The organism is Oceanisphaera pacifica (genome assembly GCF_017498065.1).
GTDB classification, from domain to species: domain Bacteria; phylum Pseudomonadota; class Gammaproteobacteria; order Enterobacterales; family Aeromonadaceae; genus Oceanimonas; species Oceanimonas pacifica.
On sequence record NZ_JAGDFX010000002.1, the window covers coordinates 225,187 to 236,606 of the forward strand.

Annotated in this window: 8 protein-coding genes; 6 read left to right on the plus strand and 2 right to left on the minus strand. The window is 48.9% G+C overall.

Going from position 1 to position 11,420, the window contains the following annotated elements; genetic code table 11:
* The first annotated feature begins 47 nt into the window (after positions 1–47).
* The 5 genes from hisS (at position 48) to J3U76_RS02495 (ending at position 5,416) form a co-directional block, all read left to right on the plus strand.
* A complete protein-coding gene (hisS, locus tag J3U76_RS02475) occupies positions 48–1,331 on the plus strand; it encodes a histidine--tRNA ligase (protein ID WP_208004086.1) in 1,284 nt (427 codons plus the stop codon).
* Positions 1,321–1,965 (plus strand): tetratricopeptide repeat protein, encoded by a 645-nt coding sequence (locus tag J3U76_RS02480; protein ID WP_208004087.1) that lies wholly within the window; start codon positions 1,321–1,323, stop codon positions 1,963–1,965. The genes hisS and J3U76_RS02480 overlap by 11 nt, the downstream gene beginning before the upstream one ends.
* Positions 1,966–1,967: 2 nt before the next feature.
* Positions 1,968–3,137 carry an outer membrane protein assembly factor BamB gene (gene bamB, locus J3U76_RS02485; protein ID WP_481130277.1) on the plus strand — a complete coding sequence of 390 codons (1,170 nt, stop codon included), beginning with the start codon at positions 1,968–1,970 and terminating at the stop codon, positions 3,135–3,137.
* A gap of 75 nt (positions 3,138–3,212) precedes the next feature.
* Positions 3,213–4,745: a ribosome biogenesis GTPase Der gene (gene der, locus J3U76_RS02490; protein ID WP_481130278.1), complete on the plus strand. Its 1,533-nt coding sequence runs from the start codon at positions 3,213–3,215 to the stop codon at positions 4,743–4,745.
* Positions 4,746–4,975: 230 nt separating this feature from the next.
* Entirely contained in the window at positions 4,976–5,416 is a 441-nt protein-coding gene (locus tag J3U76_RS02495; RefSeq protein WP_208004090.1) for a universal stress protein, read from the plus strand.
* A 96-nt stretch (positions 5,417–5,512) separates the two neighbouring features.
* Here J3U76_RS02495 and J3U76_RS02500 read toward each other — a convergent pair whose 3' ends face one another.
* Together J3U76_RS02500 and mltF are read right to left on the minus strand one after the other, a co-directional pair.
* Entirely contained in the window at positions 5,513–5,653 is a 141-nt protein-coding gene (locus tag J3U76_RS02500; RefSeq protein WP_208004091.1) for a hypothetical protein, read from the minus strand.
* A 106-nt stretch (positions 5,654–5,759) separates the two neighbouring features.
* A complete protein-coding gene (gene mltF, locus J3U76_RS02505; RefSeq protein ID WP_208004092.1) occupies positions 5,760–7,178 on the minus strand; it encodes a membrane-bound lytic murein transglycosylase MltF in 1,419 nt (472 codons plus the stop codon).
* Positions 7,179–7,487: 309 nt separating this feature from the next.
* On the opposite strand from mltF, the gene purL reads away from it, so the two are divergent.
* A complete protein-coding gene (purL, locus tag J3U76_RS02510; RefSeq protein ID WP_208004093.1) occupies positions 7,488–11,378 on the plus strand; it encodes a phosphoribosylformylglycinamidine synthase in 3,891 nt (1,296 codons plus the stop codon).
* The last annotated feature ends 42 nt before the right edge of the window (positions 11,379–11,420 follow it).

Genomic DNA, 11,420 nt, shown 5'->3' on the forward strand with positions numbered 1-11,420 from the left:
ACCGATTTAAACGCATTTATTACACCGTCAAAGACAGAGATATTTTTGTGGCCAAACAAATTCAAGCAATTCGTGGAATGAACGACTGCCTGCCGGAGCAAACTCCCGCCTGGCAACAAGCAGAAACCGTATTACGTCAATTAATGGCCAGCTACGGCTATAGCGAAGTACGCATGCCTGTGATGGAAAATACTGGCTTATTTCGCCGCGCCATTGGTGAAGTGACCGATGTCGTTGAAAAAGAAATGTACAGTTTTGACGACCGTAATGGCGATAGCATGACCTTGCGACCAGAGGGGACGGCCGGTTGTGTACGCGCTGGTATTCAACACGGTCTTTTATATAATCAAGAACGTCGCATGTGGTACATGGGGCCGATGTTTCGTTATGAACGCCCTCAAAAAGGTCGCTATCGTCAGTTTCATCAATTTGGTGTCGAAGTGTTTGGCCTGCAAGGCCCCGATATCGACGCCGAGTTAATTATGCTGACGGCTCGGTTATGGAAGCAGCTCGGGGTAAGTGAGCATTTAGTGTTGCAACTAAATAGCTTAGGCCAGCCCGAAGAGCGTGCAGAATATCGCCAAGCGCTGGTAACGTATTTAGAGCAATATTACGAGCAACTTGATGCTGACAGTCAGCGTCGCTTGCACACTAACCCATTACGGGTACTCGATAGTAAAAATCCTCAAGTACAGGCGTTATTACAAGACGCCCCTATTTTAAGTGATTACTTTGGTGAAGCGACGCAAGCTCACTTTGCTAACTTAACGGCCTTACTGACCGCCGCAGGCATTGCCTTTGAAATCAATCCGCGCTTGGTTCGAGGGCTTGATTATTACAACCTCACCGTGTTTGAGTGGGTGACTGAAAGCCTAGGCGCGCAAGGCACAGTATGTGGTGGTGGGCGTTACGACGGCTTAGTGGAGCAGTTAGGGGGACAAGCTACCCCTGCTGTGGGTTTTGCCATGGGCATGGAGCGCTTGGTGTTACTGCTAGAAACTCTAGAAAAAGTGAACACGCAGCCTGCTCTTGCAGATGTGTATATCGCCATGATGGGCGAGTCGACACAAGTGGCCGGTTTTGCCTTAGCAGAACAGTTGCGAGACCATATTCCAAGCTTGAGCGTGATGAGCCACTGCGGTGGTGGTAACTTCAAGAAACAACTAAAACGCGCCGATAAAAGCGGTGCTAGCATGGCCCTTATTTTAGGGGAAGATGAAGTGGCACGAGGTGAAGTCACCATTAAATATTTACGTGGCCAAGGTGAACAGCAAACCTTGACCGTTAACGATATCATTGAACAGCTGAAAGGTGATCTAAGTGGACTTTAATAGCACGGAAGAGCAGCAAATAGAAACCCTCAAACGCTGGTGGTCAGAGTATGGCAAATCGATCATATTAGGGGCTGTTGTCGGGTTAGGGGGCTTATTTGGCTGGCGTTATTACCAAGCTGATCAAATAGAAACCCGTGCCGCCGGTGCCGATAGCTTTGCGTATGTCAGCGGTGAATTGGCCAGTAAAGGCCCAGATGCATTTGATGCAGCAGCAGAGTTTGTGGAACAAAACCAAGGGAACAACTACGGTGAGCTGGCCGCATTGTTGTTGGCCAGTGAAGCGATAAAAGCTAATCAATTACCGTTGGCTCAGCAGCAATTAGCGTTAGCGCTAGCTGGCACTCAAGATGAGGCACTGAGTAATACTATTGGTTTGCGTCTGGCTCGTGTCTTGTTAGCGCAAAATAATATAGCTGATGCACAAGCTGCATTAAATAATGTAACGGCAGATGCCTTCGCCGCACAGCGCAGTGAAGTTCAGGGTGATCTGTATATGGCGCAAGATAAGCCTGCTGATGCCAGTGACGCTTATCGCGCTGCCAGAGATGCTGGTGGCCTGACTGATAATCCTAGCTTACGCCTTAAATTAGATAATTTAGGTGTATCTGATAAACCGAGTGAGGATGCATAATGATGCGCAAACAGGTCTCGGTATTGTCTTTATTGCTCGCCATGGGGCTAAGTGCCTGCTCGAGCAATACGGATGTGATCCAAGTTAGCCCGCTGCCCGATATTAACAATACGCTAAACACGAAAGCGACGTGGTCAACCTCAGTGGGCAATGGCGTTGGAGATTTTTATTCTCAGCTGGCACCAGCAGTGGACGGCGAGCGTATTTTTGCCGCCTCACGAGATGGCAAGCTAGCCGCGTTTGATCGCCACAACGGCAAGCGCCAGTGGCAGCAGCGACTCGATAAATTAGCCATTAACGACAATCAACGCAGCCCACGCATTTCCGGCGGCTTAACAGCCGCCTACGGCAATCTGTATTTTGGCTCTGAAAATGGCATCGTCTATGCGGTTGCTCAATCGGACGGTGAAATACTCTGGACCCAAGTTGTACCCGGCGAAGTGCTAGCCGCCCCTGCCGTAGATGAAGGCAAGGTGGTGGTGCATACCAGTGCGGGTAATTTAGTTGCTCTAGACTCAAGCACTGGCGAGCAGCAATGGCAACTGCGTAATGAGCAGCCAAGCTTAACCTTGCGTAGCATGGCAACGCCGGTCAGTGTGGGCGGAGCGGTATTATACGGTCGTGCCGATGGTCGTTTAGGTGTCGCTTTATTGGCGAATGGTCAGCCGGTGCGTGATACCCGTATTGCCAGCCCCCGTGGAGCTACTGAATTAGAGCGCATGGTTGATGTGGCTGCCAAACCGGTAATTTTAGGCGATATCCTGTTTACAATCGCTTATAATGGTCAACTGACTGCTCATCAGTTGATTTCGGGGCAAGAATTGTGGAAGCGCCAGTATCAGGGCTCTCAGGATCTAAGCACCGACGGACGCCTACTTTATATCAGTGATAGCCGCAGCCACCTATTTGCAGTGGATGCGCGTAGCGGTATGGAAGTATGGTCGAATACCGAGCTGGAAAATCGTCAGCTAACCGCGTCAGCGGTGTTCGGTGATTATCTGGTGGCAGGTGATGCACAGGGATATTTGTACTGGTTTAATCGCCAAACAGGCGTGCTTGAATCACTGCAGCGTCTCGACAGTAAAGGGCTTTATATTGCGCCTTTAGTGGTTGATGACCTCCTTTATGTGCAGAGCCGTAGTGGCGATTTGGTGGCTATAGGTCAACCGTAAGCGTTACACAAGTACACCACCGGCTCCTGATCTACGATCAGGAGCCGTTATTGTTTTTTGGAGACTGATCTTATGATGCCAGTAGTGGCTCTGGTGGGGCGCCCTAACGTGGGCAAATCCACTCTATTCAACCGTTTAACCCGTACCCGAGACGCCTTAGTGGCCAACTTTCCTGGCCTCACTCGAGATCGCCAATATGGCCAAGCAAAAATTGGTGAGTTGGAATTTATCGTGGTAGATACCGGCGGTATCGATGGCACCGAGCAGGGTATAGAGCTTGAAATGGCTGCACAATCATTGGCCGCTGTAGATGAAGCCGATGTTGTATTATTTATGGTGGACGCAAGGGCCGGGCTTAGCTCGGCAGACGAAGGCATTGCGGCTCACCTGCGTCGTTGCCAAAAAAAGACCTTATTAGTGGTGAATAAAACCGATGGTATTGACGCTGACTCAGCCGTAAGCGAATTTTATCAATTAGGGCTGGGCGGTGTTTATCCTATTGCTGCCAGCCAAGGCCGTGGCGTACTTAGCTTAATTGAAACCGCATTGGCACCACAGTTAGCTGAGCTGGCAGAGGAGCAACAACAAGCTGCTACCTTATTAGCCGAGCCAGAGTCAGAGCAGGTTTCTGAGTCAGAAGAAGAGCTTGATTTTGGTGAGTTAGACGAGGATCAGGTGCAAGAACTGCTGACTGCCATGGATCAGGCAAACGAAGAAGATGCTCAGCAATTTGCAGATTTACCCATTAAGTTAGCGATTGTAGGTCGCCCTAACGTGGGTAAGTCGACGCTCACTAACCGTATCTTAGGTGAAGAGCGTGTGGTGGTGTATGACCAGCCTGGTACCACTCGTGATTCTGTGTATATTCCGATGCAGCGTGACGAGCAAGAATATATCTTGATTGATACTGCGGGTGTACGTCGTCGTGGCCGTGTGCATGAAGCGGTTGAAAAATTCTCGGTGATTAAAACCCTAAAAGCCATTGAAGATGCCAACGTCGTCTTGTTAGTTGTGGATGCTCGAGAAGGTATTTCTGATCAAGATCTAAGCTTGCTTGGTTTTGTGCTCAATGCGGGTCGCAGTATAGTGCTGGCAGTCAATAAGTGGGATGGTCTTGAAGATACGGTGCGCGAAGATATCAAACGCGAGCTAGACCGTCGGTTAGGCTTTATTGATTTTGCACGTTTGCACTTTATTTCTGCACTGCACGGTAGTGGTGTGGGTAACTTATTTGAGTCTATTCAAGAAGCTTACCAATCGGCCACTAAACGGGTGAATACCTCTATGCTGACGCGGATCATGATGATGGCGCAAGACGATCATCAGCCGCCACTCGTAGGGGGGCGCCGTGTTAAGTTGAAATATGCTCACGCTGGTGGCTACAACCCACCGCGCATTATTGTGCACGGTAATCAAGTTAATACCTTGCCAGATTCTTATAAACGTTATTTGATCAATTACTTTCGTCGTTCATTACAGATAATGGGCACGCCTATTCGTGTGGAGTTTAATGAGGGCATCAACCCTTATCAAGGCAAGAAGAATAAATTGACTCAAAACCAGATGCGCAAACGCAAACGCTTGATGCGTTTTAATAAGAAAAAGTAATTTCCAAACGCCGGCGCTCAGCCGGCGTTTTATTTTAGAACAGAGAAAAGAGCTAAATATAATCTAAGCGCCTCTTGTACCAACACCTACTACATCCACAAAAAAATAGTAATAGTCTCTAAAAGGAGAAGTTAATAATAATAGTGGCTATAAGCCGCAACGTCACTCATTGCTCACCATTATGGTCTATGATGAATAGCGAGATAGATTGTCTGTACTCGGAGGAATATATGTATACATCGTTACTGGTTGCGGTTGATGGTTCTAAACAAAGTGAAAAAGCGCTGACTTTAGCCTGTTATTTAGCGCAAAGTAATCAGGCAAAAATACATATTGTGCATGCGCCTGAAGTATTACAGCATCCGGCAATCATGACTTGGGGGCTGGGTGCCGTATCGTTAGAGAGCAGTCGTGAAGAGCTAGCGGCCATGAGTAGTAAATTGGTCGAGCATGCTGTGTCTGTTGCTAAAGAGCAGGGCATTAACCAAGTTGAGGGTCATGTGATTTATGGTGAGCCAACACTCGCTATTATTAAGCAGGCCGATAATTTAGGTGTGGATGTGATTGTGATGGGCTGTCGAGGCTTGGGTAACCTATCGGGCTTAGTCATGGGCAGTGTTTCACATAAAGTCAGCCACAGTGCCCAATGTGGCGTTATTACTATTCGCTAATGTATCAGTGCCGAATGTTTGGCGCCCAGCGTCCAAATTAAAGAGCGACCCCCCTCTTTGTTTAGTTCGGCGCTGGGTACTGGACGCGAATGTACTTCAATCTGCTTGCGCCTCTAAAAAATACGCATTATTACGGCGCAAAATATTGCGTCGTACGTCTTTCATTAGTATTTTTCGGCGCGGAGAGCAGGTTTTATTGGTACGCTGTTTTAGTAATAAACGTCTTCGTCTTAGCATGGGGGCTCCTGTAGTAATCTTAGTATAATGTTAACGCAGCAGGCGCTGGCCTGCTGCTGTGATGCATTACATATCAGCTTTTGTGTTAGGTAAAGTGACATTTTCATTAAATGTCGGTTTCGACTGTGGGCGCTTCATGTTGAATACGTAAGTTTGTATCTGCTTGAGCATAATCTTGCCACAGTAAGCTTTGATAATACTGACGAATATTATTCACAAACTGTTTCGTCTCACGCCCCCGGGCATAACCATAGCGAGTTTGGCGATACCATTTAGGCTGATGCAAAAGCGGCAGATTCTCTTTTACTTGTGCCCAAGAATTGGGATCTTGCTGGCGAGACTGCGTGAGTCTGCGCACATCTAACACATGCCCTAAGCCAATGTTATAAGCGGCCAAGGCAAACCAAATGCGTTCTCCATCAGGAATAGAGGCGGGCAAACGCGCTAAAATAGAGGTTAAATATTGGGCGCCACCGCGGATACTTTGTTCGGGATCGAGCCGGTTTGTCACGCCCACTTGCGCGGCTGTGTCTTCGGTAAGCATCATCATGCCGCGCACCCCAGTATAAGAGGTGGCTTTAGGATCCCAGTGTGATTCTTGGTAACTCATTGCTGCCAGTAAGCGCCAGTCTAACTCCCCAGCATAACGCTCAAATAACGGCTGATATTGTGGTAAGCGGTTATCGATACGCTGTAAAAAGGTGCGAGTATCAACATAGTCAAAGCTTTGTACATGACCAAAATATTTCTCATGTAATCGCGCTAACGTACCATTACTCGATTGTTGTTCAAAAAAACTGAGCATGGGCCCTAAGAGGCTGTCGTCTCTATTTTTAGGTAACATCCAGGCAATGGCTTGTGGCTTACCGACAGTAAAAGCCGCTTCAATACTGGGGTAGTAACGCTGAGTTCTGGCCAATAAAATATCGTTTACTAAGGCATACTCTGTCTTTTTTTCTGCTACTTGGCGTAATAAATCTTCGGCATCGCTATCGCGTTGGGCTTGCCAGAATAATTCAGGATGAATTTGTTGTTGCTCATATAACCATTCGGCTTGGCTGGAGCCGGCCAGTACAGTGATACCGTTGGTAAGATCTTGAATACGTTTAGGGCGAGCTGTCCCCTTGCGATAAGCTAACGTGTGTTCGATATGATAATAACTGGGTCCAAAACGATAAAGCTGGCGTCGCTGTTTAGTGTTGACTAAGCCGGCGGCGAGCATATCGACGTGACCGTTATCTAACAAAGCAAATAACTCATCTATGCTATATGCAGGTACCATTTGTAGTGCAATATTGTCGCCTAAAGATGCAGAAAACTGGTAGGCGAGTTCAAAATCTAGACCTTCTTCTTGCCCATCACGCAAAAAATAATACAGCGGGTGATACAGGGTTCCCACACGCAGGCTGCCCCTTTGTTGTATCTGTTCAACGCTATTGGCTTGCTGTGTCTGGCGATCACAGCCGCTAGCTGCCAGTATACCTAGCAGTAATAAGGGCTTTAGTAGCAAGATAACTCGACGCAAAGCAGCTCCTAACGATAAATAATGGCTATTTTATAACAGAAGTCGCTCACTTCGTCAGCTGGCAGAGAAAGATAAACGTCTGCTGGAAAGGTAAAGAGGGCCGGGTAAGAATGAAGGGCAACGTAAAGAGTATGCTAAATTTGTGGGGGCTAAGAGCTTAGGTAGCCAAGCCGGTTCGCTATAACAGCCGAAGAATACAGTTCTGAGCGTGCGGGTAAAAAAATGGGCGTCGACAGAGCACAGGGGGGATCCTATAATGGCAGCCAACTTCTCAACCCCCCATTCATTCACGCTTTGAGAATCGCCACTATGGAAATACTGAGAGGCTTACCCGCCTTATCTGGTTTCAGAATTCAAGCCTTGGTTCGCCAAGCCCAGCAGCAAAACTTGCCACTGGTTGATATCACCACCGAATACGTCCACTTTGTTGCCCTTAACGCTAACCTCGAAGCGAAAGAGCGACACACATTGGCCCAGCTACTTGATAGTCCGGCCCAAGGCGTTACGCCTGCCGCTAATAGCCAGATGGCGTTAGTTACTCCAAGGCCCGGCACCTTGTCGCCTTGGTCTACTAAAGCCACCGATATTGCGCATAACTGTGGCTTAAGCCAAGTTAAACGCATTGAGCGCGGCATTAGCTATTATTTAAGTTTTGAGCGCACCCCCAGCGAGGCTGAATTAACGGCTATTACCGGCTTGTTATTTGACCCCATGACGGAGGTAGTGCTGACTCAGCTCGAAGATGCCCGTTGTCTTTTTGCCCAAGCCGAGCCCGCTCCTGTTAGCGTGGTTGATATACAAAGCGGTGGCCGAGAGGCGCTAGTTGAAGCAAATGTAAGCTTAGGCTTGGCGCTCGCAGAAGATGAAATCGATTACTTATTTGCCGGCTTTACCGAGTTGGGGCGTAACCCCAATGATATTGAACTTTATATGTTCGCTCAGGCTAACTCCGAGCATTGCCGCCATAAAATTTTTAACGCCGACTGGACCATAGACGGTGTCGAGCAGCCAAAGTCGCTGTTTAAAATGATTAAAAATACCCACGAGCAAGTGCCTGAGCATGTGTTGTCTGCCTATAAAGATAACGCTGCTGTGATGAGCGGCTCGTTCGCTGGACGCTTTTTTGCGAGCCCTGAGTCTGGGGAATATCGTTACCATCAAGAAGATATTCATATCTTAATGAAGGTGGAAACCCATAACCATCCGACCGCTATTTCACCTTATGCAGGCGCGGCTACCGGCTCAGGTGGTGAAATTCGTGATGAAGGTGCAACCGGTCGTGGCTCTAAGCCAAAAGCGGGGCTGGTGGGCTTTAGTGTCTCTAACCTAAAAATTCCTACCTACCCACGTCCGTGGGAACAAGATTTTGGTAAGCCAAATCGTATTGTGAGTGCGCTTAACATCATGTTAGATGGGCCTTTAGGTGGCGCGGCTTTTAATAACGAATTTGGTCGTCCAGCCTTGCTGGGTTACTTTCGTACCTTTGAAGAAAAAGTATCCAGCTTTAACGGTGAAGAAGTACGTGGTTATCATAAGCCAATCATGTTGGCCGGTGGCTTGGGTAATATCCGTGACGAGCATGTCCAAAAAGGGGACATTACTCCAGGCGCTAAGCTGATTGTGCTGGGTGGTCCGGCCATGAACATTGGCTTGGGCGGCGGGGCTGCATCGAGTATGACATCGGGTCAGTCGAGTGAAGACCTAGACTTTGCCTCCGTACAGCGCGATAACCCCGAAATGGAGCGTCGTTGCCAAGAAGTGATCGACCGCTGCTGGGCCATGGGCAATAACAACCCGATACAGTTTATTCACGACGTAGGCGCGGGCGGCTTATCTAATGCTATGCCAGAGCTGGTGAGTGATGGCGGGCGTGGTGGGCGTTTTAATCTGCGCGATATTCCCAACGATGAGCCGGGCATGAGCCCGTTGCAAATTTGGTGTAATGAGTCACAAGAGCGCTATGTGATGTCGGTGGCTAATGATCGCTTAGCTGAATTTGAAGCAATTTGTCACCGCGAGCGCGCGCCGTTTGCGGTAGTGGGTGAAGCCACGGTTGAGCCACACTTAAGCTTAACAGACAGCCACTTTGATAATCAGCCCATTGATATGCCATTAGATGTGTTGTTGGGTAAAGCGCCTAAAATGCAGCGGGACGGCCAAACTCAACAGCATCAAAGCCCGGCGCTCGACCTGAGCGGTATTACCCTAAAAGGCGCGGCTGCGCGAGTAATGACTCTGCCTGCGGTGGCGGACAAAGGCTTTTTAATCACCATTGGTGATCGCAGTGTGACTGGATTGGTGGCACGAGACCAAATGGTCGGGCCTTGGCAGGTGCCAGTGGCAGACTGTGCCGTTACTGCGGCCTCTTACGACAGCTACGTGGGCGAAGCCATGTCACTGGGTGAGCGCACCCCTGTGGCCTTGCTCGATTACGCAGCATCAGCGCGGTTAGCCGTAGCTGAGTCCATTACCAATATTGCTGCTACAGACATTGGTGAGCTAAAACATATTAAACTGTCAGCTAACTGGATGGCGGCGGCGGGCCACCCTGGGGAAGATGCCGGTTTATATGAAGCGGTGAAAGCGGTTGGTGAAGAGCTGTGCCCAGAGTTAGAGTTAACTATCCCTGTTGGCAAAGACTCCATGTCGATGAAAACCAGTTGGAACGATGGCGGTGAAGAAAAATCGGTCACTTCGCCATTATCATTGGTGATCACCGCCTTTGCTCGGGTGACAGACATTCGCAATACCGTAACGCCTTGGTTGCGCACCGATCAGGGCGATACTAGCCTGATTTTGGTGGACTTAGGCAAGGGACAAAATCGTTTAGGCGCCTCGGCATTAGCACAAGTGTATCGCCAATTAGGTGATACCCCTGCCGACTTAGACAGCCCTGTATTATTGAAGAATTTCTTTAATGCCATGCAAACCCTAGTGGCCGATAAACAACTATTGGCCTATCACGATAAAGGCGATGGCGGTTTATTTGTTACCCTAGCTGAAATGGGCTTTGCCGGTAATACCGGCTTAGACATTGAGCTCGATTTGCTGGGTAGCGATAATCTAGCCGCATTATTTAATGAAGAGCTAGGGGCGGTGATACAAGTGCGCCAGGCCGATAAAGAAGCGGTATTAACCTGCTTGGCCGGCCATGGCTTGGCCAGTTGCAGTCATGTGATTGGTGTGCCTAACCAAGACGACTTACTACGCTTTTTCTATGCTGGCAAAGAAGTATACAGCGAGACCCGTACCGAGCTGCGTCGTTTATGGTCAGAAACCAGCTACCAGATGCAAGCGCTGCGTGATAACCCCGAAACGGCACAAGCCGAGTATGACGCTAAACTGGCCACCGACAATCCTGGTTTGTCGGTTAAACTAAGCTTTGATCCGAAAGAAGACATTGCCGCTCCTTATATTGCGAAGGGAATGCAGCCTCGTATGGCCATTTTACGTGAGCAAGGCGTTAACTCACACGTAGAAATGGCAGCAGCCTTTGATCGTGCCGGCTTTGCAGCGGTCGATGTACACATGAGTGACTTACAAAGCGGTCGTTACCGGTTAGATGAGTTTTCTGGCATGGTCGCTTGTGGTGGTTTCTCTTACGGTGATGTGTTGGGAGCCGGTGGCGGCTGGGCTAAATCGATATTGTTTAACGACGCGCTACGTGCTCAGTTTGGTGCTTTCTTTGCGCGTGAAGACAGCTTTGCCCTAGGGGTGTGTAACGGTTGCCAAATGCTCTCTCGCTTGCGGGATTTAATCCCGGGCGCTGCCCATTGGCCTGACTTTGTTCGCAACCAGTCTGAGCGTTTTGAAGCTCGCTTTAGTTTAGTGGAAGTACAAGAGTCGCCGAGCTTGTTTTTATCGGGCATGGCCGGTTCTCGTTTGCCGATTGCGGTATCCCACGGTGAAGGTCGCATTCAAACCGTGAATGCCGATATTCAGACCATTGAAGCCAGCGGCACTGTGGCACTGCGCTTTGTTAATAATCAAGGGCAAGCTACAGAGCAGTATCCGGCTAACCCGAATGGTTCAGTGAATGGTATTACTGGGCTGAGTAGCCAAGACGGACGTGTGACCATTATGATGCCGCACCCCGAGCGGGTGTTCCGTACTGTTGCTAACTCTTGGTACCCTGATGCTTGGGGCGAAGATGGTGGTTGGATGCGTATTTTCCGTAATGCACGGAAAAATATCGGTTAAAATCGCATTTTGCTTCTCACTATAAAAAAGCCCACGCAATGT

Coding starts and splice junctions, on each gene's coding strand:
- bamB (WP_481130277.1), top strand. CDS start 1,968: ATGCGCAAACAGGTCTCGGTATTGTCTTTATTGCTCGCCATGGGGCTA.
- J3U76_RS02495 (WP_208004090.1), top strand. CDS start 4,976: ATGTATACATCGTTACTGGTTGCGGTTGATGGTTCTAAACAAAGTGAA.
- purL (WP_208004093.1), top strand. CDS start 7,488: ATGGAAATACTGAGAGGCTTACCCGCCTTATCTGGTTTCAGAATTCAA.
- J3U76_RS02500 (WP_208004091.1), bottom strand. CDS start 5,653: ATGCTAAGACGAAGACGTTTATTACTAAAACAGCGTACCAATAAAACC.
- der (WP_481130278.1), top strand. CDS start 3,213: ATGCCAGTAGTGGCTCTGGTGGGGCGCCCTAACGTGGGCAAATCCACT.